The 25732-nt window shown below is 67.0% G+C and carries 21 protein-coding genes and 1 pseudogene; 14 read left to right on the forward strand and 8 right to left on the reverse strand.

Annotated features, from left to right (window positions below):
- Window positions 1-404: 404 nt before the first annotated feature.
- Genes OKW76_RS05780 through OKW76_RS05790 form a run of 3 tightly spaced genes read right to left on the reverse strand, consistent with a single transcriptional unit; the run spans window position 405 to window position 6035 of the window.
- Window positions 405-3815: an error-prone DNA polymerase gene (locus OKW76_RS05780; RefSeq protein ID WP_265551939.1), complete on the reverse strand. Its 3411-nt coding sequence runs from the start codon at window positions 3813-3815 to the stop codon at window positions 405-407.
- Complete coding sequence (locus tag OKW76_RS05785; protein WP_416221846.1) at window positions 3812-5365, reverse strand: Y-family DNA polymerase; 1554 nt, start codon at window positions 5363-5365, stop codon at window positions 3812-3814. Before OKW76_RS05785 ends, OKW76_RS05780 begins: the two co-directional genes overlap by 4 nt.
- The gene (locus OKW76_RS05790) at window positions 5259-6035 is read right to left on the reverse strand and encodes an ImuA family protein (RefSeq protein ID WP_265551941.1); all 777 of its coding nucleotides are present in this window, start codon (window positions 6033-6035) and stop codon (window positions 5259-5261) included. The genes OKW76_RS05785 and OKW76_RS05790 overlap by 107 nt, the downstream gene beginning before the upstream one ends.
- A gap of 137 nt (window positions 6036-6172) precedes the next feature.
- On the opposite strand from OKW76_RS05790, the gene hppD reads away from it, so the two are divergent.
- From hppD to OKW76_RS05805, 3 genes are all read left to right on the forward strand, one after another.
- Entirely contained in the window at window positions 6173-7240 is a 1068-nt protein-coding gene (gene hppD, locus OKW76_RS05795) for a 4-hydroxyphenylpyruvate dioxygenase (protein ID WP_265552793.1), read from the forward strand.
- A gap of 215 nt (window positions 7241-7455) precedes the next feature.
- The gene (hmgA, locus tag OKW76_RS05800; RefSeq protein ID WP_265551943.1) at window positions 7456-8736 is read left to right on the forward strand and encodes a homogentisate 1,2-dioxygenase; all 1281 of its coding nucleotides are present in this window, start codon (window positions 7456-7458) and stop codon (window positions 8734-8736) included.
- Window positions 8733-9116 (forward strand): Rieske (2Fe-2S) protein, encoded by a 384-nt coding sequence (locus OKW76_RS05805; protein WP_265551945.1) that lies wholly within the window; start codon window positions 8733-8735, stop codon window positions 9114-9116. Before hmgA ends, OKW76_RS05805 begins: the two co-directional genes overlap by 4 nt.
- 125 nt (window positions 9117-9241) lie before the next feature.
- Here OKW76_RS05805 and OKW76_RS05810 read toward each other — a convergent pair whose 3' ends face one another.
- A complete protein-coding gene (locus OKW76_RS05810; RefSeq protein WP_265551947.1) occupies window positions 9242-9949 on the reverse strand; it encodes a L,D-transpeptidase family protein in 708 nt (235 codons plus the stop codon).
- 208 nt (window positions 9950-10157) lie between these two features.
- Between OKW76_RS05810 and OKW76_RS05815 the strand changes: the two genes are divergently transcribed.
- The 3 genes from OKW76_RS05815 to OKW76_RS05825 all read left to right on the forward strand — a co-directional run bounded on the left by OKW76_RS05815 (window position 10158) and on the right by OKW76_RS05825 (window position 13371).
- Window positions 10158-10796 carry a murein L,D-transpeptidase catalytic domain family protein gene (locus OKW76_RS05815; RefSeq protein ID WP_265551949.1) on the forward strand — a complete coding sequence of 213 codons (639 nt, stop codon included), beginning with the start codon at window positions 10158-10160 and terminating at the stop codon, window positions 10794-10796.
- Between the two features lie 175 nt (window positions 10797-10971).
- On the forward strand, window positions 10972-13017 hold the full coding sequence (locus OKW76_RS05820) for an NAD(+) synthase (RefSeq protein WP_265551951.1): 2046 nt from the start codon (window positions 10972-10974) through the stop codon (window positions 13015-13017).
- Window positions 13018-13083: 66 nt separating this feature from the next.
- The gene (locus OKW76_RS05825) at window positions 13084-13371 is read left to right on the forward strand and encodes a hypothetical protein (protein WP_256507830.1); all 288 of its coding nucleotides are present in this window, start codon (window positions 13084-13086) and stop codon (window positions 13369-13371) included.
- A 14-nt stretch (window positions 13372-13385) separates the two neighbouring features.
- On the opposite strand, the gene OKW76_RS05830 is transcribed toward OKW76_RS05825, so the two are convergent.
- The gene (locus tag OKW76_RS05830) at window positions 13386-13991 is read right to left on the reverse strand and encodes an alpha/beta hydrolase (protein ID WP_265551955.1); all 606 of its coding nucleotides are present in this window, start codon (window positions 13989-13991) and stop codon (window positions 13386-13388) included.
- 187 nt (window positions 13992-14178) lie between these two features.
- On the opposite strand from OKW76_RS05830, the gene OKW76_RS05835 reads away from it, so the two are divergent.
- Window positions 14179-14541 carry a hypothetical protein gene (locus OKW76_RS05835; RefSeq protein WP_265552795.1) on the forward strand — a complete coding sequence of 121 codons (363 nt, stop codon included), beginning with the start codon at window positions 14179-14181 and terminating at the stop codon, window positions 14539-14541.
- A 163-nt stretch (window positions 14542-14704) separates the two neighbouring features.
- On the forward strand, window positions 14705-15100 hold the full coding sequence (locus tag OKW76_RS05840) for a VOC family protein (protein WP_265551956.1): 396 nt from the start codon (window positions 14705-14707) through the stop codon (window positions 15098-15100).
- Window positions 15101-15218: 118 nt separating this feature from the next.
- On the opposite strand, the gene OKW76_RS05845 is transcribed toward OKW76_RS05840, so the two are convergent.
- Window positions 15219-16067 (reverse strand): family 43 glycosylhydrolase, encoded by an 849-nt coding sequence (locus OKW76_RS05845; RefSeq protein WP_265552796.1) that lies wholly within the window; start codon window positions 16065-16067, stop codon window positions 15219-15221.
- On the opposite strand from OKW76_RS05845, the pseudogene OKW76_RS05850 reads away from it, so the two are divergent.
- From OKW76_RS05850 to OKW76_RS05875, 6 genes and pseudogenes are all read left to right on the forward strand, one after another.
- Window positions 16018-16248 (forward strand): annotated as a pseudogene (locus tag OKW76_RS05850) (1,4-beta-xylanase); the annotation flags it as partial. The gene OKW76_RS05845 and the pseudogene OKW76_RS05850 sit on opposite strands and share 50 nt — an antisense overlap.
- Window positions 16193-16462, forward strand: a complete 270-nt coding sequence (locus tag OKW76_RS05855) for a hypothetical protein (protein WP_265553094.1) — start codon at window positions 16193-16195, stop codon at window positions 16460-16462. The pseudogene OKW76_RS05850 and the gene OKW76_RS05855, both read left to right, overlap by 56 nt.
- Window positions 16463-16707: 245 nt before the next feature.
- Window positions 16708-17091: a hypothetical protein gene (locus tag OKW76_RS05860; RefSeq protein ID WP_265551958.1), complete on the forward strand. Its 384-nt coding sequence runs from the start codon at window positions 16708-16710 to the stop codon at window positions 17089-17091.
- 142 nt (window positions 17092-17233) lie between these two features.
- Window positions 17234-19756, forward strand: coding sequence for a TonB-dependent receptor (locus OKW76_RS05865; protein ID WP_265551960.1), 2523 nt, complete (start codon window positions 17234-17236; stop codon window positions 19754-19756).
- Window positions 19750-21006, forward strand: coding sequence for a YdcF family protein (locus OKW76_RS05870; RefSeq protein WP_416221847.1), 1257 nt, complete (start codon window positions 19750-19752; stop codon window positions 21004-21006). Before OKW76_RS05865 ends, OKW76_RS05870 begins: the two co-directional genes overlap by 7 nt.
- A complete protein-coding gene (locus OKW76_RS05875) occupies window positions 21003-22154 on the forward strand; it encodes a glycoside hydrolase domain-containing protein (RefSeq protein ID WP_265551964.1) in 1152 nt (383 codons plus the stop codon). The genes OKW76_RS05870 and OKW76_RS05875 overlap by 4 nt, the downstream gene beginning before the upstream one ends.
- 518 nt (window positions 22155-22672) lie before the next feature.
- Here OKW76_RS05875 and OKW76_RS05880 read toward each other — a convergent pair.
- Window positions 22673-24172 (reverse strand): DUF4139 domain-containing protein, encoded by a 1500-nt coding sequence (locus OKW76_RS05880; protein WP_265551966.1) that lies wholly within the window; start codon window positions 24170-24172, stop codon window positions 22673-22675.
- On the reverse strand, window positions 24172-25596 hold the full coding sequence (locus OKW76_RS05885) for a DUF4139 domain-containing protein (protein WP_265551968.1): 1425 nt from the start codon (window positions 25594-25596) through the stop codon (window positions 24172-24174). Before OKW76_RS05885 ends, OKW76_RS05880 begins: the two co-directional genes overlap by 1 nt.
- Window positions 25597-25732 lie beyond the last annotated feature (136 nt).

Here is a 25732-nt window from a genome sequence, read left to right on the forward strand (position 1 = left end):
ATCCACTTCCCACTGCTCTTATTAGGGCAGTGATACCGGTCGCCGGGGGCCTTGCCGGGCCTCTCGGCGACCTTCTCTATAACGCAATCCGCGTTGCGTGTCTAATTTGACGCTAGAATGAAGGTTTTAATAAAATGCCTACCCCGAAGAAGCAAACATCTCCGAAGGTCTCCACATTGGCCTCAAACGTCCTCGCTGGGCGTGTGAAGCCGACCAAAGCCCAAATCGCCACGCTTGCAGGCGCAGCCCTCAGCAATGACGAAACCAAGGGCCAGGTTCGAGGCCGGTAATCGGCTCCGATAACGTTATCGGGGGGGGGCGTGGCGAAAGCTGCGCCCCCTTTTTCGAACGTATCAATGGCCGCGTTCTTAGACGCGAAACATTGCTGGCATACCATACTCCCTCTAATGAAAATCCCGCGATTTCGGCAGCACCCGCACGTCGCGGGGGTGGCGATCATACACGGGCCGCGCGACTTCGTCGGCGCGCGATAGCGTCGTCGGGGGCGCGGCGTCGCCCAGCGTGTCGAGCAGCGCGGTGCGGTCGATCACGCGGGCGCCCATCAGGTGGACGACGCCCTCGGGGCTGCGCTGGACCTCGCCCTCGACCAGCATCAGCCGCGCGGTCATCACCTCGCGGCGATAGGTTTCGAACAGGCGCGCCCATAAAACGACGTTGGTGACGCCGGTTTCGTCCTCGATCGTGACGAAGATCGCATTGCCCTTGCCGGGGCGCTGGCGGACCAGCACGATGCCCGCGGTGCGAAGCCGGGTGCCCGCCTTGGCCGCGCTGGTCTGCGCGCAGGTGGCGACGCGTTCGGCATCGAGCGTGCGCCGCACGAAGGTCATCGGATGATCCTTCAGCGACAGGCGAAGCGTCTGGTAATCGATCGCGACTTCCTGCGACGCCGCCATGGCGGGCAGCGCCATATCGGGTTCGTCGGCAAGCTCGCGCGCGCGCGCGGCGGCGAACAGCGGCAGCTCGCCACTGGGGGTGCGGCGCGCTTCCCACAAGGCCTGCCGCCGCCCCAGCCCCAGCGAGCCAAAGGCATCGGCATCGGCGAGCAGGCGAAGCGCGCGCTGCGGCAGATCGGCGCGGCGCGCGAGTGCCTCGACACTGTCGAAGCGGCCGTACGCGCGGGCGGCGACCAAGGCCTGCGCCCATGCCTGGCGGAAGCCGTCCATCTGGCGAAAGCCCAGCCGGATCGCGAGCGCGCCCTGCCCCGGCTGCTTCATGCCGCCCTCTAGGTCATTGTCCCAAATGCTGGCGTTGATGTCGATCGGCCGCACCTCGACGCCATGTTCGCGCGCGTCGCGCACGAGCTGCGCGGGGGCGTAGAAGCCCATCGGCTGCGAATTGAGCAGCGCGCAGGTGAACACCGCGGGCTGGTGGCATTTGATCCATGACGAGACATAGACCAGCCGCGCGAACGACAGCGCGTGGCTTTCGGGAAAGCCATAGCTGCCGAAGCCCTCGATCTGGCGATAGCAACGCTCGGCAAAGGCGCGTTCGTAGCCGCGCGCGGTCATGCCATCGACGAGCTTGTCCTTCATCTTGTCGATCCCGCCATGGTTGCGGAAGGTGGCCATTGCGCGGCGCAGCTGGTTGGCCTCGCCCGGGGTGAAGCCCGCCGCGACGATCGCCAGCTTCATCGCCTGTTCCTGGAACAAGGGCACGCCGAAGGTCTTGCCGAGCAGGGTGCGAAGCTCGTTCGGGTCGTGCGGCGGCGCGGGCGAGGGATAGTCGACCTTCTCGATCCCGCTGCGGCGGCGAAGATAGGGGTGGACCATGTCGCCCTCGATCGGGCCGGGGCGGACGATCGCGACCTGGACGGTGAGGTCGTAGAGCGAGCGCGGTTTGAGGCGCGGGAGCATGTTGATCTGCGCGCGGCTTTCGACCTGGAACACACCGATGCTGTCGCCCTTGTCGAGCATGGCATAGACTGCTGGGTCGTCGGCCTTGATGTCGACGGTGAGGTCGTGATCGCCAAGCCCGTGCTCGCGCATCATCGCGAACGCCTTGCGGATGCAGGTGAGCATGCCGAGCGCGAGAACGTCGACCTTCATCAGCCCCAGCGCGTCGATATCGTCCTTGTCCCATTCGATGAAGGTGCGGTCGGCCATCGCGCCATTGTGGATCGGCACCGTCTCATCGAGCCGGTTCTGGGTGAGGATGAAGCCGCCGACATGCTGCGAGAGATGGCGGGGGAATTCGAGGATCTGGTCGACCAGGCAGCGCAGCCGCGCGACATGCGGGTTGGCGGGATCGAAGCCCGATTCGGTGAAGCGGCGCTCCTCCATGCGGCTGGCGAAGCTGCCCCAGACGGTGCCGACCAGCCGCACGGTCGCGTCCTCCGAAAAGCCCAGCACCTTGCCGACTTCGCGGACCGCGCTTCGCGGGCGGTAATGGATGACGGTCGCGGCGATCCCTGCCCGCTCGCGGCCATAGCGGGCATAGATATACTGCATCACCTCCTCGCGGCGTTCATGCTCGAAATCGACGTCGATATCGGGGGGCTCGTGGCGTTCCTCGGACACGAAGCGCGAGAACAGCAGATCGTGCTCGGTCGGATCGACCGAGGTGACGCCGAGCAGGAAGCAGACGATCGAATTGGCCGCAGAGCCGCGCCCCTGGCACAGGATCGGCGGATCGCGGGTGCGCGCGAAGCGGACCAGATCGTGGACGGTGAGGAAATAATAGGCGTAGTTCTGGCTGGCGATCAGCGCGAATTCCTCGGCCAGCCGGCGGCGGACATCGGCGGGCAGATCGGCGCCGTAGCGCTGGTGCGCCGCCTCGACGACCATATGTTCGAGCCATGCCTGCGGCTGCCAGCCCTCGGGCACCGGCTCGTGCGGATATTCGTAGCGCAAATCGTCGAGGGTGAAGGCGATGCGGGCGAGCAGGTTCAGGCTTTCGGCGACCGCCTGCGGGCAATCGCGGAACAGCCGCGCCATTTCGGCGGCGGGCTTGAGATAGCGTTCGGCATTGGCGGCGAGGCGGCGCCCGGCGGCGGCGATCGTCGTCTTCTGCTCGATACAGGTGAGGACGTCGTGGAGCTGGCGCTGATCGGGGGTGGCGTAGAGCGCATCGTTGGTGGCGAGCAGCGGCAGCCCGGTGCGCGCGGCCAGGTCGATGAGCGCGGCGAGGCGACGACGGTCGCGGCCTGCGCGGTGCATGGTCGCGCCGATCCAGACGCGGCCGGGGGCGGCGGACTGGAGGGTGGCGAGGATGCGCTCTTGGCCCCCCACCCCATCGTCACCCCGGACTAGTTCCGGGGTCCAGCGTGCGCCAACCGCTGGCGCAGGTGGTGGAGAGGTGGACCCCGGAACCAGTCCGGGGTGACGAAGCAGGGTGAGTTTGGGTTCGACGGGTGGCGCGCGAACGGGGCCGAGCGAGGGCGTGGCCATCACGATCAGCAGCAGGTCGTCGCAATACGCCAGCAGATCCTCGAGCCGCAGTACGCAGCCGCCCTTTTGCGCGCGCAGATTGCCCAAGGTCAGCAGCCGAGTGAGCCGACCCCAACCGTGGCGCGTGGCGGGATAAGCCAGGATGTCGGGGGTATCATCGGCGAACACCAGCCGCGCGCCGACGACCAGGCGGAAGTCGATCTCGCCCAGCCCCGCCTCGGCAGCCTTGGCGCGCGCCTGTTTGAGCGCGACGTGCGCGCGCACCACCCCCGCCACGCTGTTGCGGTCAGCGATGCCGATCCCCGCCATCCCGAGCGCGAAGGCCTGCGCGACCATGTCCGACGGTGCCGACGCGCCGCGCAGGAACGAATAATTGGTCGCCGCCCCGAGTTCGGCGAACCCGGTCATGCAAATAGGCCGTGTACGTACCAGCGCGGATCGGCGGCCTCGCGGCCATAGAGGCCGTGGCGGAACACCCAGAAGCGGCGGCCGCGCGCGTCCTCAATCCGGTAATAATCGCGCGTCAGCCCGCCATTGTCGGCGCGCCGCCACCATTCAGGGGCGATCCGCTCAGGGCCTTCGAACCGGGTGATGTCGTGCAGCGTGCGCCGCCAGCGAAAGCGATGCGGCGGGCCGTCGGGGACTTCGGCCATCACCTCGATCGGCTGTGGCGGGTCGAACAGGTGGAGCGGGCGAAGCGGCGGCTCACCGGGCTCGGGGGTGTCCCAGGCGGCGGGGGTGCCGGTATCGACCGCGGGCAGCGTCAGCACGCCTTGTTCGGGGATATGCGTGTCGCGCGTGGCGAAGCGGCGGATCCGCCCGCGCCCCAGCCGCGCGCTGAGGCGATCGACCAATGCCGCCATCGCCTCTTCGCTGATCGTCCCGCCTTCGAGCTGGAGCTGGGTCGGCGCAAGCGGCTCGATCGCGGGGATCGCCAGGCGGATCATGTCGAAGCCGAAGCCCGGATCGATCGGATCGGCGAGCGAATCGACGCGCTCGCCGAACAGCCGCACCAGCATCGCGGCATCGCGCAGCGGCTGGCCGCTTTCGACCGCGAGATCGAACACCCGCCCGTCGCTGCGGAACAGCCGGACGGCGAAGCGGCGGCCGCCCATGTGGCGCTCCTCGAGCTCGATCGCGGCCTGTTGCGCCAGATCGCCGATCGCCGCCAAGGCATCCTGCGTCCGCGCGATAGGCTCGGCGAAGCGGCGCTCGAACAGCATTGCAGGCGGCGGACGGCGCGGCGAGATTCGGCTGTCGGAGGATCCGAGCACGCGCGCCAGCATGTCGGTGGTGCCCTTGCCGAAGCGCGCCGATACCGGGCCAGACGGGCGCACCGCCAGATCGCCCAGCGTCTTGAGCCCGGCGCGGCGAAGCGCGGTTTCGGTCTCGTCATCGAGCCGCAGCGCCTCGACCCCCAAGCGCCGTAGCGCCGCATCTTCGCTCGCGGCGGGTGCGGTCTGGAAGCGCGCGAGCGCCTGCGCGCCCTCGGGACTGGCGGCGAAGGCGTGGCGCAGATGCCCGGTCCAGCGCGCCATCCGCGCCTCGACATCGGCGAGCAAGCCGCCCTCGTCGCCGAACAGATGCGCCGCGCCGGTGATGTCGAGCGTCAGCCCATCGGGCGAATCGAGCGCAACCATCGGGGTATAGCGCTCGCACCCATCGGCCAGCCGTTCGAGCCAGCCGATATCGGCGACCGGATCGGCATCGAACACCGCAAGCTCGGGCACCCGCGCGCGGGCATCGGCGAGCGAGAGCCCGGCGATGAGCCCCAGCGTCTGCGCGCGTGGATCGACTGCGGCAAGGCGGATCGCGCCACGATCCCTTTCGACCAGCGCGAACGGCGCGTCATCAGGCACGTCGCAATCGGGCACCCCCATCCGCACCAGCCGATCGGCCGGCAGGAAGGGAAACCACAGCGCCAGATAGCGCCGGCGCGCGGAAGCTTGCTTGTTCACGATCCCACTCCACTCGCCAAACCCCGCTTTGGGCGCGGCCACGCTGGCGCAACAATTCGACTTCGAGCGCGGGATGCCCCGGCGCATCGGCAGCGAGCGGCACCGATGCCGCCGCGCGCACCGCCCAGCGCGTTTGCGCGGCGCTTGGCGAAGGTTCGGCGGCGATCCGCAGGATGATCGCGGTGACCCCCGATTCCTCCGCCGCCAGCGCCAGCCGCCGGCTTGCCGTGAGATCGAGCCGGCGCGGATCGCGCCACAATTCGATCAGCGCGATGCCGACATCGGGGCAGCGCACGACATCGGCAGCGGCGCGCAGCACCGCGAGCGGATCGGGCAACAGCCCCAGGATCAGCCGGTCGGGGTCGATACCGATCTCGACCAGCCCCGCGGCATGGAGCTGTCCCCCCTGCCGATCGGCGGTTTCCTCGCGCAGCCACACGATCCCGCCCCCCAGCCGCCGCGCGAGCATCGCCGCGAACCCCGCCGCGCAGCTCGCATCGGCGGCATCGAGCGCGAACACCTCGTGCACCCGCCCGCGCGCCAGCCCGCCGCCCAGCGCCAGGTCGATCGCGACATGGCCGGTCGCCACGCACGTCGACGCGATCGAGGACGGTGGCTCGATCGCGGCGATCCTGCGGCGCAGGTCGCTCAAGGCGGACGACTCGGTCATAATTGTTCACTATATGTTCTTATCGCGCCGATCGCCGAGCCGAGTCAATCGCGCCCTGCCCCGCGCCGGCGATTGACCCCCGCCGTCGCAACGGGCATATAGTAACAACTGTTACCAGTTTAGGAGCGATGCCGACCATGGATCATATGGACGTGAACCCGATGGGCCTCGACGGCTTCGAATTTTGCGAATTCACCTCGGCCGATCCCGAGCGGATGGCGGGCCAGCTCGAGGCGATGGGCTTCGTTGCGGCGTCGGTGCATCCCACGCGCGACGTCGTTCGCTACAAGCAGGGGCGGATCAACATCCTGCTCAACCGCGAACCGACCGGCCATGCCGCCGAATTCCGCGCCGCGCACGGCCCTTCGGCCAGCGGCATGGCGTTCCGCGTGCAGGACGCCCAGGCGGCGTTCGATGCGGCGCTCGAGCGCGGCGCGATCGCGGCCGATGCTGCCGAAGGCGCGCTGGGCGAAGGCTATGCGCTGCAGGGAATCGGCGGGTCGATGCTGTACCTGGTCGACCGCCACGGCGCGCGCGGCAGCCTGTATGACGACTGGACCCCGGTCGAGGGCGCGGCGGAGGCCGAGGCGGCGAACAATGTCGGGCTCGACCTGCTCGATCACCTTACCCACAATGTCCGGCGCGGGCAGATGCGGGTGTGGTCGCAATTCTACAACGCGATCTTCGGCTTCGAAGAGCAGAAATATTTCGACATCAAGGGCAAGGCGACCGGGCTGTTCAGCCAGGCGATGATCGCCCCCGACAAGGCGATCCGCATCCCGCTGAACGAGAGCCAGGACGACAAGAGCCAGATCGAGGAATATCTGCGCGAATATAATGGCGAAGGCATCCAGCATTTGGCCTTCACCACCGACGACATCTACGCGACGGTGGAAAAGCTTCGCGCGCGCGGCGTGAAGCTGCAGGACACGATCGAGACGTACTACGAACTGATCGACAAGCGCGTGCCGGGGCATGGCGAGGATGTCGAGCGGCTGAAGCGCAACCGCATCCTGATCGACGGCGACACCGGCGACGAGGGGATTTTGCTGCAGATCTTCACCGAGAATATGTTCGGGCCGATCTTCTTCGAGATCATCCAGCGCAAGGGCAATGAAGGCTTCGGCGCGGGGAATTTCCAGGCGCTGTATGAGTCGATCGAGCTGGACCAGATCCGTCGGGGTGTGGTGACGGTGGATGCGTAATCAAACCTTCTCCCGCTGGCGGGAGAAGGATACCGAAGCTTGGCTGCGAAGCGGCCTAGCGAAGGTTGGATGAGGGTGGTGCGGCCCCTAGGGGCCGCGCGGTCGCAAGTGCGACCGCACCACCCTCACCCAGCTTCGCCTAGGCCGCGCTGAAGTAGCGCGACCAAGGCTACGCAACCCTCTCCCGCTGGCGGGAGAGGGGTAGAGAGGCGACCATGACCCATTACCTCCCCGGCTTCGGCAATCATGTTTCGACCGAGGCGATCCCCGGCGCGCTGCCGATCGGGCGCAATTCGCCGCAGCGGCCAGCGTTCGGGCTATATGCCGAGCAATTGTCGGGCACCGCCTTCACCGCGCCGCGCCACGAGAATCGCCGGTCGTGGCTGTACCGGATGCGGCCCACCGCCGAGCATCCGCCGTTCGTGCTCTACACCGGCGCGGCCGATTTCGCGCCCGGCACCGCCGACGCGCCGCTTGCGCCCAATCGCCTGCGCTGGGATCCGCTGCCGCTGCCGCAAACCCCGGTCGACCTGATCGACGGCATGACGACGATGATGGCCAGCCGCGATCCCGCCAGCCTCAACGGCGTCGCGCTGCACGTCTATGCCGCCAGCCGCGACATGGACGCGCGCGTGTTCATGAACGCCGATGGCGAGATGCTGTTCGTCCCCGAACATGGCCGGCTGGCACTGTTGACCGAGCTCGGGCGGATCGACGTTGCGCCGGGGCAGATCGCGCTGGTTCCGCGCGGGGTGCGCTTTCGTGCGCTGCTGCCCGACGGCAGCGCGCGCGGCTATGTCTGCGAGAATCACGGCAGCTTCTTTCGCTTGCCCGATCTGGGGCCGATCGGTGCCAATGGCCTCGCCAACCCGCGCGATTTCGAGACGCCGGTCGCCTGGTACGAGGATCGCGACGAGCCGTTCGAGGTGGTGCAGAAATTTCTCGGCTCGCTATGGACGACGACGATCGACCATTCGCCGCTCGACGTGGTGGCGTGGCACGGCAACCTGGCCCCGTGGCGCTATGATCTGGCGCGGTTCAACGCGATCAACACCGTCAGTTTCGACCATCCCGATCCGTCGATCTTCACCGTGCTGACCTCGCCCAGCGACGTGGCGGGTCGCGCCAATGCCGATTTCGTGATCTTCCCGCCGCGCTGGATGGTGGCCGAGGACAGCTTCCGCCCGCCCTGGTTCCACCGCAACGTGATGTCCGAAGCGATGGGGCTGATCCAGGGGGCGTATGACGCCAAGGCCGAGGGATTTCAGCCGGGCGGCATTTCGCTGCACAATCTGATGTCGGGCCACGGCCCCGATGTCGCGACGTGGAAGGCCGCGAGCGCCGCCGAACTGAAGCCGCACAAGATCGACGGCACGATGGCGTTCATGCTCGAGAGCTGCTGGCCGTATCGCCCGACGCAGGGCGCGCTCGATCGCGCGCAGCTCGATTACGACGCGGTGTGGAACGACTTTCCCAAGGCGAAGCTGCCGCAGTGAGCACCGCCGATACGCGGGTGTTCGCGACCCCGGCGGGGGTGACTCTGGGCGCGCTCGATTTGGTCGCCGACGGCGCGGCGCGCAGTTTCGTGGTGCAGATGCGTGCCGGGCGGTTTCATGGCTTTGCGGTGCGGCGCGGGGACGGCGTGGTCGGCTATGTCGATCGTTGCCCGCACATGCAGGTGCCGCTGGCGCAGAGTCTCGATGCGTATCTGACCCCCGATGGCGGGTTGATCGCGTGCGCGTGGCATGGCGCGCTGTTTCGGATCGATGATGGCGAATGCGTCGGCGGGCCGTGCGTGGGGGCGCGGCTGGGGGCCTGGCCGTTGGTGGTCGAGGCGGGGATGATCGTGACGGGGGTTCTGCCCGAGGCGACTTGATCGGGCACGCCCCCTCCCCGTTCGTGCTGAGCTTGTCGAAGCACCGTTCTTTCTTCGCCACCGTCGAAAAGAAGTACGGTCCTTCGACAAGCTCAGGACGAACGGGGGGACGCTATCCCATCAATTCACCGCTTCCGCGCGCCGCCCTTGGCGCCATAGCCCTCGGCGAACACCGCATCATACACCGCGAACCGCACATCCTCGTTCGCCAGCTCGATCCTTGGCAGCGGCTCCGCCCTTGCCAGCACGCGATCGTCGGCGACGGGGCCGGTGAGGACGCCGCGATCGGCGATCAGCACCGGCGGCAGTTCGATTTCGCGCGGCGCGGCGCGCGGGAGTACGCCGTCGACGGCGGTATCGATTACCCGCACCTTGCCGCCCATCCTGGTGAGGTCGAACAACCGCTCGGCAAAGTCGGCGGGGAAGCGGATGCAGCCGTGCGACGCGGGATAGCCGGGCAGGTCGCCGGCGTGGAGCGCAATGCCGGTCCAGGTGAGCCGCTGCATGAAGGGCATCGGTGCGTCCGAATAAAGGTTCGAGCGGTGGAACACCTTCTTTTGCAGGATCGTGAAGGCGCCCACCGGGGTATCCTTGCCGGGCTTGCCGGTCGATACCGTCGAAATGCCGACCAACTTGCCGCCGCGATAGACATAGGCGAGCTGGCTGGGCAGGCTGATGACGATCGCGACATCGCCGGTGGTGGCGGCGTCTTCGCGCCAGACATATTCGCCCGCCTGCAAGGCCGCAGCGCGCGATTCGACGTTGGTTTGCGCGCGCACCGTGTCGAGCGGCGCTGCGACCAAGCCGACCGCGACGAACGCCGCATTAACCATGCCAAGTCGTTGCGGGCGAGACGAGCCGTGGTGGTTACCCGCCAGACCGCGCAACAAAACCGCGAAACCACCCAAAGGCTTTACCGTCATCTGCTATAGCCTCCGTATGTATGGCGTAAATCAAACCTCGGAAGAGGTAAACAACCTGCTAACCAAATCGGCCTCGCGGCGCACGCTTTTACGCGGCAGCCTGGTGGCAGGCGCTGTGTTGGCGATACCGAGCTGCGTACGCGCGCCGGTCGATGGCATGGCGGCGCGCGGGGTCGAGCCGCTGGCGTCGATGCCCCCCGCCCCTGCTCCTTATGTCGCACCCGAGGTCGATCCCCGCCGGATCGCGGGGGTGCGGCGGCCGCTGCTCGAACGCGCGCTGGCGGCGCGTGACACGCATCGCCGCAGCATCACCAAGCGCGATCGGATCGCGGTGGTCGATTTCGGCGCGGGGTCGGCGGCGCCACGGATGCACCTAGTCGATGTCGCCAATGGTCGCGTCACCGATTTGCTGGTCGCGCATGGCAGCGGGTCGGACCCCCGCCACACCGGCTTTCTCCAGCATTTCTCGAACGTCGATGGATCCAACGCGACGTCCGAAGGCGCCTATGCCACCAGCGACTATTATGTCGGCAAGCATGGCCGATCGCAGCGGTTGCTCGGGCTCGATCCGACCAACGACAATGCGCTGGCGCGCGCGATCGTCGTCCACGGCGCCTGGTATGCCGAGGCCGAGATGCTGGCGCTCCACGGCAAGCTGGGGCGCAGCCAAGGCTGCTTCGCGGTGGGCGAAGCGCGGTTGCAGCAGGTGTTCAACCATCTGGGCGAAGGCGCGCTGATCTACGCCGCGAAGGCTTGAGGGCACTTCCGTTCGTCCTGAGTAGGGGCTGAGCGAAGGCGAAGACCCGTATCGAAGGACCCTGCCACAAGCGGGCGGATGCTTCGATACGCCGCTTCGACAAGCTCAGCGGCTACTCAGCACGAACGGTGTGGTTTGTCTTGGCCTGCGCCACGCCCGCGCCTAAACCCGCCGCATGCGCCACCGTTTCTTCTCGCACCACACCCATGGCTTCGTCCGCGTCGCCGCCGCGACCCCTGCCGCGATGGTGGGCGATCCGATGGCTGCCGCCGCCTCGACGATCGCGCTGGCGCAGGAGGCGGATCGCGAGCGCGTCGATCTGGTGGTCTATCCCGAGCTCAACCTCACCAGCTATGCGATCGATGACCTGCACCTGCAGGACGCGCTGCTCGCGGCGAGCGAAGCGGCGGTGGCGGCGGTGGTCGCGGCGAGCGCCGAGATCCGCCCGGTGCTGCTGGTCGGCGCAGCACTGCGGCGCAACGGGCGCGTCTACAACACCGCAGTCGCGATCGCACGCGGGCGGATCCTGGGCGTGGTGCCCAAGAGCTTCCTGCCCAATTACCGCGAATATTATGAGAAGCGCTGGTTCGCCTCGGGGCTTGGCCTCAGCGGCCTGACGATCGACGTCGCCGGCCAGACCGTACCGTTTGGCACCGACCTGCTCTTCGCCGCGAGCGACCTGTCCGACTTCATCTTCCACGCCGAGATCTGCGAGGATTTCTGGGCCCCCGCCCCGCCCTCGACCGCAGGTGCGCTGGCCGGCGCGCTGATCTGCTGCAACCTGTCGGCATCGAACATCGTCATCGGCAAGGGGCGCGAGCGCGACCTGCTTTGCGCGGCCCAAAGCGCGCGCGCGGTGTGCGCCTATGTCTATTCGGCGACGGGGCCGGGCGAAAGCACCACCGACCTTGCCTGGGACGGCCAGGGAATGGTCCACGAACTGGGCGAGCTGCTCGCGACCTCGGGCCGCTTCGATCTCGCGACCGAGTTGGTCGTCGCCGATGTCGATGCCGGGCGGGTGCGGCTCGAGCGGATGCGGATGGGCACCTTCAACGATGCCGCCGCCGCCGCGGGCCATCCCGAAACGCGCTTCCGTCGGATCGCGTTCGAACACGCCCCCGATTTCGCCGATGCCGGGCTGCGCCGCGACATCCGCCGCTTTCCGTTCGTCCCCAACACCCCCGCGACGCTCGACGAGGATTGCTACGAAGCCTTCAACATCCAGGTCGAGGGGTTGCGCAAGCGCGTCGTCGCAAGCGGATCGAAGCGGCTGGTGATCGGCGTGTCGGGCGGGCTCGATTCGACCCATGCGCTGCTCGTTGCGGCCAAGGCGTTCGACCGGCTGGGGCGGCCGCGCACCGACATATTGGGCTTCACGATGCCGGGCTTCGCGACCGGCGAGGCGACCAAGGCTAGCGCCTGGGCGCTGATGCGCGCGCTGGGGATCAGCGGCGCCGAGATCGACATTACCCCCGCCGCGCGCCAGATGCTGTCCGATCTCGGCCACCCCTTCGCCGATGGTGAGCCGCACTATGACGTGACGTTCGAGAATGTGCAGGCGGGGCTGCGCACCGATTATCTCTTCCGCCTCGCCAACCAGCGCGAGGGGATCGTGGTCGGCACCGGCGACCTGTCCGAGCTGGCACTTGGCTGGTGTACCTATGGCGTCGGCGACCAGATGAGCCATTATGCGGTCAATGCCGGCGTGCCCAAGACATTGATCCAGCATCTGATCCGCTGGACCGAGCGCACCGGCCAATATGACGACGCGACCAACCAGGTGCTCAACACCATCCTGGCGACCGAGATTTCGCCCGAGCTGGTGCCCGCCGGCGCCGATGGCGCGATCCAGTCGACGCAGGACCGGATCGGGCCGTACGAGCTGCACGATTTCTTCCTCCACTATGTCGTCCGCCACGGGCTCGCGCCCTCGAAGATCGCGTTCATGGCGCTGCATGCCTGGCACGATGCCGAGGCCGGCCGCTGGCCCGCGCATTTCCCCCCCGAATCGCGCAATGCGTACGACCTGCCGACGGTTGCCAAATGGCTCGAGGCGTTTCTCGATCGCTTCTTCCGCACCAGCCAGTTCAAGCGATCGGCGATCCCCAACGGCCCCAAGGTTGCCGCCGCCGGCGCGCTGTCGCCGCGCGGTGACTGGCGTGCGCCGTCGGACGGCACCGCGACGGTGTGGCTGGAGGAATTGCGCGCTGCGCTGCCATGACGCGGCGAACCATCCGCGCAGCCAATCGTTATGACAACGCCGCATCATGCGGCACGGGAACTCCAAATGTATAAATGGCCCTATGCAGCGTGGACGCAGGCAAGCATCGATGCCTGGACGCTGGGCGCCGAGGCATCGACCGTCATCGGGATGCGGATGGCCAAGATGGCGGTGGGCGGCGCCGCCGCCGACAAGGAAGCGCAGCTGATGGTAAGCGAAAAGATGCAGGCGATGGCCGAGCTGCAGATGCAGATGCTCACCGGTGGCCTTGGCACGACTGCGCTGTCGGGGACGCAGAAGACGCTGAAGCATTACAAGAAGAAGGTGGCGGCGAACCGCAAGCGGCTGGGATAGGCGGCGCGGCAGGTTCAGTCGGGTGATCGACCGGCCAGCGATGCCGCCCGCCTGACGTCGTGCTCGACTACCGAGCCGGTCCAATCGCGTATCGTATGCCCCAGCCAGTTCCAGGGGGTCGAGGCCCCCAGCGCGGGTGCTTCGTCGGCGACATAGGTCAGCATCCGGCTCCCCCATGAATCGGCGAATGCAGCCGCGTGACCGTGACCGGCGTCGCTCGCCAGTCGGTCGACGATGACCGAGGGAAAACCCAGCTTTTCGCGCGGCGATAAGAAGGCCTCGCGCGCCGCACGATCGCCGTCTTCGGGGGCGAGGAACAACGCGCCCACGACCCGGCTGGTATATTGCCGCGGCGACAGCCGCGCCCACCACGCGATCGCCGAGCAGGCGACCCCCGCCCCGATCAGCAACACCGACCGATCGGCCTCGCGCACCGCGGCGTCGAGCTGATAGGCGAAGCGGCTGCGCGCCGCCGCCGAACCCGCGCCGAGCGCGATCTGACAATCGAAACGCGGCAGTCCGCTGAAGCTTCCCAGTCGTTCGGCGATGCCGCCGAGGCCGGCGCCGATGCCGATCATAGAGGGTCGGGTCATGTCGGGTACCAAGGCGGTGGCCGTCATCGATCGTCTCCTGCAGCACCCGCAGAATATGCCTTTTGGAAACCGATGGGAAGCAAGGCCGCCGAACGCGCTCGGAGCTTCCACCCTGCCTAGCTGACATGCATCGAGGTTCCGATTTGTCCTCCTTGGCCGTGTCCAGGCGGTCGGCTTTCGGATAGGCAGCGCGCGATCAGGATGGGAAAGCATGATGGGTGACGCGTCGAAGGCTTGGGATGGTGAACTCGTTCGTCGATGGCTGGACAGCCGCCTCAAGGCTGCGCGGCTCGACCAAGCAGCGGCGGACAAGCGCGGATATGCGGCGCAGGACGACTTCGACAAAGCCGCTGCCGAAGAATGGGTCTGCCGGACGCTGCAAACCGCCGCGCTTGGCGATGACCAGGCAGCGTTCGCCGGACAGCTCAAGGCGCTGCTGGCTCGCGATGAATATCCGATCACGGGCATCTATGATGACCGGCGCTTCGATCGCAACGTCCGCGCCAACCTCCGAAAAATTGCCAAGATGACCAAGGCGAATGACGGGTTCGCCAACACGTTGCGCTATCAGGGCTGACGCCGCGCCACGTCACGACTTGCCGGGTCGTGCCGACGCGGATCGCCAACGGGCGGCGCGATGGGATGGATGCGCGGAGCTGTCGGTCTACCGTACCCTGTGCGAGGTCGCGGATCGAGCGGCACATTCGCCGATAGCGTCGACAGCAACGAGGAGAGTGTATTTGCTGTTTCACACGATGGTAGGGTCGAACGACATTGAGCGATCCAAACGATTCTACGACGTGGTGCTCGGAATCCTCGGCCATGGCGAAGCGACGCTGAACATCGCGGGCAGCGGCCATACCCGTCTGTTCTTCCGGAGTGAGGGTGGGACGAACTTCGTCGTCACCCAACCGATCAACGATGAGCCTGCAACGGTCGCCAACGGCAGCACCGTGGCCTTCGCATGCGACTCGCCCGAGCAGGTCGAACAATTTTACGCCACCGCGATCGCCAACGGCGGCACCTCGATCGAGGATCTGCCGGGTCCGCGCGAGACCCAGATGGGGACGATCGACCTGGCCTATGTTCGCGATCCCGACGGCAACAAGCTTTGCGGGATCTACATCCCCGCATAAGGCGCCAGGGCCATGTGCTGGCCCGATATGCCTGGCGTCTTTCCTGCCATGGGGCCGGTGATGTCCGGCCCCATGGATCGCTACGGGTCCAAGCCTTGGCGAGGGCCAATCGGCAGGCTTAGCGAGCGACCTTCAGCGTTGGCGAAGCAGCGCCATCGGTCATCACGACCGGCAGAATGCGGCCGTCGCGGGTATAGTTGACCCGATCGATCGCGACCTGACGCTCGCACGAAAAGGGTGGCGGACCGGCGGGGTTTTCCCAGCGGTGATAGACGATGAGGTCCTGGCCCGCGGGTGTCTTGACGAAGCTGTGGTGCCCCGGCCCCTTGTGCCGCGCATCGCTTCCCAGGATTCGCCCGCGATAGCGCCAGGGTCCGATCGGCGACGACGCGGTCGAATAATGCACCGAATAATCGTCGGCGTTGAAGCGGCCATGGCTGTACGACAGATAATAGGTGCCCTGGCGCTCGTGCATGAACGCGCCTTCGGTGAACATGCGCGGCTGGGCGACCTTCACTTCGCGCTTGAGGCTGATCATGTCGGCGCCGAGTTCCCAGACGCGCAAAGTCGCGCCCGCGCTGCCCCCGGCATAAAGGTAGCTGATCCCCGACCGCCGATCGGTGAAGACATGCGGGTCGATCGCTTCGAAGCCCTTGCCGCCGGTCACCAGCGGCCGGCCGCTATCGCGATACGGCCCCTGCGGCTGGTCGGCGACGGCGACGCCGATCCGGCTCGGCGTGGGATTTTGCGGCCCGACCGAGAAATAGAGATACCATTTGCCGCCCTTCGTCGCGACGCCGGGCGCCCACAGGAAATGCTCGGGCGCGCCGTCGTCGCCGATCCACTTGATCTGGTCGCGGCGGATCAGTTCGCCGCGCGGTTTCCAGGTCTTGAGATCGCGCGACGAAAAGGCGCCGAACTGGGGCTTCGTCGACGGGAAGACGCAGACGCGCTTCCCCTGGGACAGCTGGCAGAAACCCTATGTACTCGCCGAGCCGACCATCTGATTCCACGAAGTGTTCCGCGCCGACGGCACCCCCTATCGCACCGCCGAAACCGACCTGATCCGCCGCCTGGCTGCGGCGCCCAAGGGTGTCGTGCCGGAAGCAGCGGCCGCTGCGCCGCCTCCGGCGCGGCGGCGTCGCTGAACCCGGCCGCCGCCTCAGGCTGCGCATTCCGGCACACCCGCTCGGCATTGGTGCTGAGCGGGTTGCTCGGCATGATCGCCGGCGCATCGGCGCAGCAAGCCCCGCGCCCGACATAACCCCCGTCCACGACCCGGTGATCATCCGCGCCGGCGATCGCTGGCATATATTCTCGACCGGCTTCGGCGAGGGACCGCACGGGCTGATCGCCGCCTGAAGCTCGCGCGACATGGTCGCCTGGCAAAAGGGCAAGGCGCGCTTCGACCGGATCCCCGATTGGGCCGCCAAGGCGATCCCCGGTGCGCGCAACCGGTGGGCGTCCGACATCCGCTTCGTCGATGGTCGCTTCCGGCTCGATTATTCGGTCTCCACCTTCGGCTCGAACCCGTCGGCGATCGGGCTGGCGACCAGCGCGTCGCTCGATCCGCCGCGCCTGGCTATGGCTGGCGCAACGAGGGCTCGGTGGTCGAATCGCCCCCCGACGACGAGGTACTCGGTTCCTTGGAGCGTGTACGCGGCCCCGCCGTCAAAGGCACCAACGCCGATTGCGGCGCCGGCCCGGTCCACGTCGCAGGCTGGCACGACGGGCTGAGCCTGCTCTTCCAGGGCGCCCGCTTTGCCGGATGGAGCCTGGGAACGCGCGGCGTTGGCGGCATCGCGACCGCCGCTGGTATCGGCCCCGGCAGCACCCGTGCCGAGCGGGACGCGGCCTATAGCGCGACCGTCAGCCAAACCTCGCTCGGAAGCGAGTTCAGCGCCGGCGATCTGCATGGCGTTTTCGACGGCAATTCAGGCGGAACGTGCATTACCGAAATGTGGGCAGGGGTAAGTTGCGCCGCGCGTTAGGCGATACACCTGGCGCGGGTCTCATTGCCGGCGTAACCAAAATGCCTTCCGCGTTTCATCAATCAGTCGTGAACCACCCCTAGTGGCGCCAGCTCACAGTCAGGGGAAAATGGTAATGAGCGTCTCGGCGATTAGGATTTGCATGCAGCTGGCCGTGTCCGGGTTAGCGCTGAATGCCGCATGGCTGCACGGTGCGCAGGCGCAGACGATGGCGGCGCAGCCCGTAGCGAATGCTCCTGTCGATGCAGCGCAGACCGCCGAAAAAGAAGACGCGGTGGAATCCGACATCATCGTGACCGGTGCGGCGCGTGCGCAGCGCCGCTTCGACGTGTCCTATGCCGTCAATTCGCTGTCCCAGGACGAAATCCAACGGATCGCGCCGAAAAACTTCGCCGAGCTGCTCGGCACGGTGCCGGGCATCCAGGTCGAGGCGACCGGCGGCGAGGTGCAGAACATCACGCGCGTTCGCGGCATCCCCACCGATCGCGGCTACCTCATCTTCCAGCAGGACGGCCTTCCGCTGTACCATGAAATCGACGGTGTCTTCTTCAATTCGGGCGAAGGCATGCATCGCTTCGATCTGATGACCGAACGCGTCGAAGTCGTTCGTGGCGGTCCGGCGCCTATCTACGCCAGCAGCGCGGCCGCGATCGCCAACAACATCACCGTCACCGGCTCCGACGTCCCCCGCGGCAAGGCACAGGTTACGCTCGGCGATACCGGGCTGTACCGGCTCGACCTGATGCAATCGGGGCCGATCGGCGAGAATACCCATTTCGCGATCGGCGGGTTCCTGCGCCAGCACGACGGCTATCGCGATTCGGGCTTTCCCAGCGACAAGGGCGGCCAGATCCGCGCCAATCTGAAGCACGACCTTGCCAATGGCTCGATCAAGATATCGGCCATGTATGTGAACGACCATAATATCTTCTATCTGCCGATTCCCGTCGCCGATCCGCGCGACCCTTCGGTTTCGCTCGATCGCTTCCTCGATTATCATCGCGGGACGTTGAACTCGCCCGCGCTGCGCGACGTGAACATCAAATATCGCGATGGCGCCGGCGTGCTGCAGTCGCAGAGCCGCGATCTCGCCGATGGTCGGCATATGCGCTTCTTCAATGCCGGGCTGGATTGGGACGGCGATTTCGGCGGCTGGCTCGTCGCCGCCAAGCTGGGTGTCACCAAGGGCAAGAGCAGCTTCGACGCCTTTTATTCGACCACCAATCCGGTCGACGCCAACGCCTTTGCCGCACGCTATACCAGCGCCGCGGGTACGGCCTTCGGCACCGCGGCCAATCCCGTCGCCCGGCTAGGCTATGCGATCGCGGGAACGAATGGCGCGACGGCCTATGACCCCTATGCCGATTCGGGCCTGATCCTTTCAGGCCAGTATCGCGCGGTCGAGGCCGACTTCTATTCGAGCCAGGCGGACGTCAGCGTCACCAGAAAGTTCGAAACCGGGTTCGGCACGCATGATGTGCGCGTTGGTGCCTATGGCTCGGCCTATGGCAACACCAGCTTCATCGCCTATCAGGACATGCTCATCGAATTGCGTGGCCAGCCGCGCACGATCGACCTGGTGGCCTATTCGGCCACCGGCACGGTGCTCGGATCGGTCACGCAAAATGGCGTGCTGCGCTACACCACCACGCTCAACCAGGGTGAAGCCGACGGCAAGGTACTGGCGCTGTACGCCAACGACAGCTGGGATGTCTTCGACGGCCTGCGCCTCGACGCAGGGATTCGCCAGGAATGGTATGATTATCAGGGGTTTGCGCTGCTGTCGGGCAATGCCAATCTGGGCGACCCGACGACGCTGGCCGATGATGCCACGCGCGCCTTTACCGGCGCGAGCGTCGCATCCGAGCTAACGCCCAGCGCGACCAACTGGACGGTCGGTGTCAATTACGACTTCGGCGCCAATTTCGGCACCTATGGTCGCATTTCGAACCTGGAAGTGCCGCCGCAGCTCGGCGTGGTGTCGAGCATCAATCCGGCGATCCTCAAGACCCGGGCGCGCCAATATGAAGTCGGCTTGAAGGCAAGCTTCGACATGGCTTCGCTCTATGTCACGGGCTTCTACACCAAGTTCGATCCGTTCAACGCCTCGTTCGTCGCCTTCAACCCCGAAACGGGCCGCAACGATCAGGTCGTTCCGTTCATCGGCGAAGCCGTGGCGAAGGGTATCGAGATCGACGGTCGGCTGAAACCGGCGCGCTGGTTCGAGCTGGCGGGCGCGGTGACGGTGGCCGATCCGCAATATCGCAACCTGGCGAACAATTCGGGCGCCGACCCCAGCGCGGTCAACGGCAACCAGATCATCCGCGAGCCGAAATTCTTCGGCAACATCCGCCCCACTTTCCGTGTCCCCGTCGGCACCGGGACGCTCGATATCGCGGGTCGGTTCGATTGGCAGGGACGACGCTATGTCGATCTGTTCAACCTTACCGCGCTGCCCGCGTTCCAAACGCTGGGCGCCAGCGCGTCGCTGACCGTCGATCAATGGCGCTTCCAGGTGGTCGGGGACAATTTGACCAACGCGCGCGGGCTGACCGAGGGCAATCCGCGTACCGATCAGCTGGGTGGCCAAGGCGCAAGCGACGCCATCTACGGTCGCCCCTTGTTCGGTCGCAACTTCCGCCTCGTCGTCAGCCGGGAATGGTAGTGCGCCGCGCGATCATCGCCGCCAGCCTTGGCATCGCAGTCCTCGCCCCGACTTCGGTCGGGGCGCAGGATTTGCCGGGGTATAGCGCGCCCTTCGGCGACACGCTCCCAACCCGCATCTTCCCGCTGTTCGCGATGATGCGGCAGTCGCCCGATTGGGCCGTCGCGCTACACCAGGACCGAGACCTGCAAAAGCTCGCTGCCGAGCGCGCGGCGCGGGTGGTGGCGTCGGGCTGTGTGCCATCGCCCAAATGCCTTGCCGATGCCTGGACGTGGACCGATGCCGACATCGCCACCGTCGAAGCACGACTGCGCGCACTGGCGCGTAACGCTGCGCTATCGCGCGCGCTGGTCACGAACCAGATGCGCGCATCGGGACGCTTCGGGCGGCACGCGGCGTTGCGCGATGCCGATCTGCTTGCAACCGCGTGGCGCGATGCCGCCGCCGCGATCAATCGAGTGATCGCGGTCTATGCCCAGGGCGTGACACCGCGCTATCCGGCGATCGATGCGACGATCTTCGACGTTGCGGCGCCAGAGTTTGCCGCATTGTTGGACGTTCATGGCGTCGCAACCGCCGCATTGGGCGGCAGCCACGATCTGTTTTTCGATCCGGCGCTTCGCTATGCCACCGGGCTGTTGCAGCTGAACGAACGCACCAATGCGGGCGAATATCGTCCGTTGCTCGACGGCCCGAACGCCGCCGCGACGCAAGCAGTCGCGCGGACCGATTGGCAGAAAAGCCCTTATTCGGCATTGCTCGTGTTCGGACATGGCGCAGAAGATGCGCAGTCGCGGACGGGTCCATTGACGCATGTCCGCCTTCGTATCGCAGCCGACCGGTTCGCGCGCGGCGTTGCGCCGTTCGTCATCGTGTCGGGGGGCAACGTGCATCCCAACCGTACCCCGTTCAACGAAGCCGCCGAGATGAAGCGGCTGCTCGTCACGCAGCACGGCGTGCCCGCCGATCGCATTTTGATAGAGCCGCATGCCCGCCATACCACGACCAATTTGCGGAACGTCGCGCGGCTGATGCTCGCCGCCGGCTTGCCCGCCGATCGCGAGGCGCTGATCGTCTCCGATCACCGCACCATCCAATATATCACCGGGCCGCAACTGGCGCAGCGCAATCTCGACGAGATGGGCGTACAGCCGGGGCGTATCGCGCCGGGGCCGGATCGCTTCACCGCACGCTTCACCCCCTCCCCGCTCGCCTTACATGTCGAGGCGATGGACCCGCTCGATCCATGACCCGCCTCGGCATGTGGCTGCTGGCGTTCGCGGCCGCGCTGCTGCTCGCGCTCTCCGGCGCCGATGCGCAGGCACCGGGGCGTATCGTCGATCCGTTCGTCGGAACGCTTGCCGATTTCGGTCAACTCAGCCCCGCTGCGGTCGCGCCGCACGGCATGGTCCAGCTCGGCCCCGACACGCGCCCCGCCAATTTCGCCGGCTATGATTTCGCCGCGACGCATCTGGTGGGGTTTTCGCACACCCGTGCCGTCGGGGTGGGCTGCAGCGGAGCCGGCGGAGACGCCGTTCGGACCGAGCATGCCGGGATCGTGCTCCTGGACTTCCGCCGCAAGGGAATCGTCGATTTCGATGCGTATGCCGCGCTGGCGGGCATGATCGCCGAAAGCGCGACGCTGGCACGCGCGACGCCCGACGAACAGATCGAAGCCGCCTATGACGATTGGGCGATCGCCGAGCTTGCCGGCGATTTGGGCGAGACGGCGATCGCCGAGCGGTTCCGCGCCAAGGCATTGGCGTACCGCCCGATGTGGCTGGCGACGTTTCGCGATCTGGGTGCCGATGCCGATATCGTGAAGGCGCGCGGGCTGTATCAGGGAACGCTGGCGCAGTATCGCTGGGCACCGGTATTCGACCTGCCATGGCTGGCCGAGGCGCTGGGGCCGCGCATGCGACCCGAGCTCGACCGGTTCTTCGCCGAAAACCTGTTCAACATGACCAATCAACCCGACATCCACGTGCCCTATCTTTTCGCCTGGCTGGGCGACCCCGCCGCGACCGCGCGGCTGGTCTCGCGCTATGTCAACGAGCCGGTGCCGCACCGCTACGTCAACAGCGGGGTTCGCCCCGAACCCTGGATCGGACGCAGCTTTCGGCTGGCTCCCCAGGGCTTCGCCGATGGCATGGACGATGACCAGGGCACGATGTCGGCCTGGTATATTTGGGCGACCATCGGGTTATACCCCTTGATACCAGGTCAGCCCCAATATGTCGTCACCCCGCCGATGGCCTCGGCCAAGTTACGCCATCAGCCACGAAGCTCAGCTGCAGGCAAGCGGACGGCTATCACGCTCGGCGGCAAAGATGCAATGCGACTCAACGGGCGGCTGCTTCAGGGACGGTTTGTGTCGCATCAAACTATTGCGCCGTAGACCCGCAACGTGAGCGCGAAATTGCGCGAGGGCGAACCGCTGCCGCTTCGCGGCGACGTTCGGCATGCGCGCCCGCCGGGACCGACGGCGATGATGCCGCCACCGTGGCGCTGGACTCTATCCAGAAGCGCGATGAGCCAGCTAGCAGCGCGCAAGCTGCTCACTTCACCGCTCAACTCGGGTCGGGAAAAAAGGGCTCGATCCTCTCCGATCTATTGTCGCCCGTTCCATCCCGGCGGCCGAAATCTAGCGTTCAATTCGACCGGTTGAACAAGACGAGTAGGATGAAACGACAAGCGCGTTTATGGTTGAGGAGGGTGGGTTGTTGGGGTAGAAATTTCGATGTCACTGATTGACCCGATCGTCGCGTACAGGGCCAGCCTTATTCCCTGGGAGCCGGTCCGGCTCCCCCCGCCCGCCCCTTATTGCCAGCCGGTGCATTTGCCCTGACAGAAGCATCACACGCCATGTCCGCGGCCGCCCAATACCGCAACCGAACGACGCCAAATCGACCGAAGTTAGTAGCGGATGCGCAATTCAGCGCGAGAATTTGGCTCTAGCAGGATCGACCACGTTGCGATGCCGTCGATGCGTTCGAGCGCGGGGTCGTCGCTCTCGATCTTTTGCCCCGCATCGCCGATCGGCACTTCGAGCCTTGCCGGCAGGCGCGAGGCGTTGGTCGCGGTGATCAGCGTCTCGTTCTGGCTGAGCTGGGTCTGGCCGACCAGTATCTGCGTGCTGGTGCCAGCCGACAGGCGGAAGGTCTCGCCCTCGGCGCGATCGTCGAGCGCGCCAAGCCCGAGCAGCAGCCGCTCGTCGCCGCGCCGGGCATAGGTGGCGGTGCTACCCGAGGGCAAAGCGAGCCCGAGCCCGGACTCGGCACGATTGCGCAGTACCAGCACCGCGACGGTCGGCGACAGTGGCATCGTCTGGCGCGGATAGAGCTGGCGGCGATAGCGGCGCTCGAACGGCACCGCGCTGCGCGCCAGCAGCGCGACCTGCTTCTGGCCGCGCGCGGCGACGGTCACGCGTTCGGGGACGCGGTACAGCTTCAGGTCGCCGAGATCCTCGGGCGGCGGCGGGGGAGGTGGCGGCGGCCCGAACGCGGGTGCGGCCATTACGCGGCTCCCGGTGACGATGATTTCCTCGGCCGGCTCGAACTCGCGCTTGCGCAGATTCGAGGTCGTCGTGCCGAGCGGGTAGCAGGTGAGCGACAGCGCCCCCACCGCGGCGCGCAAGGACGGCGTGTAGATCCGGTTGAGCCGGCCCGCGACCGCGGCGACCTCGGCATTGGGGAATATCTCGGCATTGCCGTTCGCCAGCGTTAGCCAGGCGAACAGGTCGAGCGAGCGCTGGTCGGCGGCGAGCGTGGCGACATAGCTTGCGCGCCAGTCGAAGTCCGAGGCGAGATAGCTCAGGCGCACGGTGACGGTGCGCGCGACCGGGCTGACGGTGGCGATGCTCAGCACCGGCTTGCTCGACAGCCCGGCGGGCACGCCGCCGTACGACAGCCCCTCGGGCAGTCCCGAGCAGCGCAGCGTTTCGATACCTGTCGCGGTTCGCAGCACCACGCCGGGGGTCGGCCCCGCGACGATCGTCGCGTCCTCGCTGGTCTTGCGTCCGGTGGCGCGGTTGGTGCGCGTGAGCGTCACCTGCCGGCCGAGGCTGCCGTCGACGAGTGACGCGGGCGAGAGCAAGCGCGCGTCGCGGTTCTTTTCGACCACCCCGCCGGGCAGGCCGTCGACCACCGCGCTGACGGGGACGATCCCTTCGGCGACGCCTTCGAAGCGCAGCACCGCCGCCCCGCGCGGCAGCGCGACGCGGCGGGTCTCGGTGACCAATGCGAAGCCGCCGAGGAAGCGCAGGTTGATCGCGCCGCTGCCGCCAGGCGCGCGGTACACCGTCAGCGCCACGCGCTGCGGCGCCGCCGAGGTGACCACCGGCTGCGCGGCGGCGGGGCTGGCCGCGGTCGCCGCCAGCAAGAGCAACGCCGCGCGGAACAGGGCGGCGGCGCGCATCAGTAGCGGGTGTCGAAGGTGGCGGTGACCACGCTCTCCCCATTGGCGGGCACCGGCACCTGCCATACCGCGCTGGCGACGTTGCGGCGTTCGCTCTCGCGGCTTTGCGCGATGATCCGCGTGTCGCCCGAGCCGAGCCCCGATTGCACCAGTTCCACCGTCACGGCGCGGGCGCGCGCGTTGGTAAGGCGGTAGCGCACTTCGGTGCGCCAGCGATCGCTGCCCAGCCGCGTCCGCGACAAGGTGGTCGGCTGGACCTTCACGTCGAAGGCGTCGCCGGTGGGCAGCGCGATCGTCGATCCCTGCGGCGTGTGGCCGATCTGGTTTTCGCCGGTGAATTGCGGCTGGCCGCGCGCATCGCGGATATAGACGCGCACCACGCCCGCGGGGAGCGCATCGCCCAGCCCCGCATCGCCCGCATTGGCGAAGCGCAGGATGGTCTGCGCGCTGCGCGGTTCGTCGGCGGTGCCGAGCCAGCCATTTTCGAAGCGATAGCCCGAACTCGCGGTGACGCCCTTGGCATCGAGAAAGCTGACCTGCTTGGTCTGCTTGTCGGCGATCGTCGTGCGTTCGGCGAGCGGATAGAGGTAGAAATCGCCGAGCTGTTCGCGGTCGGCGCTTTCGGTGCCGGGTTGCATCTGCACCTGGAACGAGCCGCGCTGCCGCGGGGTGTAGTTCTGCCCGCCATCGCTGCCGCCGACATCGCCCGCGACCAGCAATGTGCGCGCATTGTTGAAGGTCGTCCCGCTGGCGTTGCGCAGCGTCACCCAGCCCTGGACATCGATGGTGCCGCTCTTTTCGTCGAACAGCGCGACATAGTCGGCGCTCCAGCCGAGGCCGCGGCTGAGATAAGACAGCCGCGCAGGGCGGGTGCCGCTGCGGGTGCTGGCGAGCGTCACCGACAGCGTCGGTCGCGCGCGCAGCGAATCGGGTACGCGATCGAACACCGCGCGCACCGGCAGCCCGTCGTCGCGCAGCACCTCGATCCGCCCGCCGATGTCGAGCACCACCCCGCCATTGACCGCGAGCACCTTGGCGCGCTCGCGCGTCTCGCTGCCGGTCGCGGGATTGGTGCGCACCAGGGTGATCGTTTCGCCCACCGCCTTTTCCATCAGGCTCGACGGGCTGAGCAGGTCATAGTCGAAATTCTGTTCGACGATCGCGGCATCGGGCACCGCGAGCGACACCGTTTCGGGGCGGATCTGCGCGCTGACATCGGGGAAGCTCTGCCGCACCCGCCCGCTCGCCAGGTCGAGCGATCGCACGTCCTGCACCAGCGCGATGTCGTTGTTGTAGATCGTCACCGACACGTCGCCCTGCGCACTGCCCGCGCCGGGCGAAGCCGCGGGGGGCGGCGGCGCCTGCTGCGCTATTGCCGCCACCGGTACGCTCAACGCCGCCGCCAAGGCCCAAGTCGCTTGCATGCCGCATCCCCTATTGTTCCGCCGGCACCATGCGTAGCAACGCGGTGCAGCGCAATTGGCGTCGCTTACTTCCGCGGTGGAAAGTATTCAGATTGGCGAATCTGGGCCGACTGTTGCTTACCCAACCCGCCAATCG

Origin of the sequence: Sphingomonas sp. S1-29, from assembly GCF_026167545.1 — a bacterium.
GTDB lineage: Bacteria > Pseudomonadota > Alphaproteobacteria > Sphingomonadales > Sphingomonadaceae > Sphingomonas.

Coding starts and splice junctions, on each gene's coding strand:
- OKW76_RS05810 (WP_265551947.1), bottom strand. CDS start 9,949: ATGGTTAATGCGGCGTTCGTCGCGGTCGGCTTGGTCGCAGCGCCGCTC.
- OKW76_RS05835 (WP_265552795.1), top strand. CDS start 14,179: ATGGGTGACGCGTCGAAGGCTTGGGATGGTGAACTCGTTCGTCGATGG.
- OKW76_RS05880 (WP_265551966.1), bottom strand. CDS start 24,172: ATGCGCGCCGCCGCCCTGTTCCGCGCGGCGTTGCTCTTGCTGGCGGCG.
- OKW76_RS05830 (WP_265551955.1), bottom strand. CDS start 13,991: ATGACGGCCACCGCCTTGGTACCCGACATGACCCGACCCTCTATGATC.
- OKW76_RS05780 (WP_265551939.1), bottom strand. CDS start 3,815: ATGACCGGGTTCGCCGAACTCGGGGCGGCGACCAATTATTCGTTCCTG.
- OKW76_RS05875 (WP_265551964.1), top strand. CDS start 21,003: ATGACCCGCCTCGGCATGTGGCTGCTGGCGTTCGCGGCCGCGCTGCTG.
- OKW76_RS05865 (WP_265551960.1), top strand. CDS start 17,234: ATGCAGCTGGCCGTGTCCGGGTTAGCGCTGAATGCCGCATGGCTGCAC.
- OKW76_RS05825 (WP_256507830.1), top strand. CDS start 13,084: ATGTATAAATGGCCCTATGCAGCGTGGACGCAGGCAAGCATCGATGCC.
- OKW76_RS05870 (WP_416221847.1), top strand. CDS start 19,750: ATGGTAGTGCGCCGCGCGATCATCGCCGCCAGCCTTGGCATCGCAGTC.
- OKW76_RS05885 (WP_265551968.1), bottom strand. CDS start 25,596: ATGCAAGCGACTTGGGCCTTGGCGGCGGCGTTGAGCGTACCGGTGGCG.
- hmgA (WP_265551943.1), top strand. CDS start 7,456: ATGACCCATTACCTCCCCGGCTTCGGCAATCATGTTTCGACCGAGGCG.
- OKW76_RS05820 (WP_265551951.1), top strand. CDS start 10,972: ATGCGCCACCGTTTCTTCTCGCACCACACCCATGGCTTCGTCCGCGTC.
- OKW76_RS05790 (WP_265551941.1), bottom strand. CDS start 6,035: ATGACCGAGTCGTCCGCCTTGAGCGACCTGCGCCGCAGGATCGCCGCG.
- hppD (WP_265552793.1), top strand. CDS start 6,173: ATGGATCATATGGACGTGAACCCGATGGGCCTCGACGGCTTCGAATTT.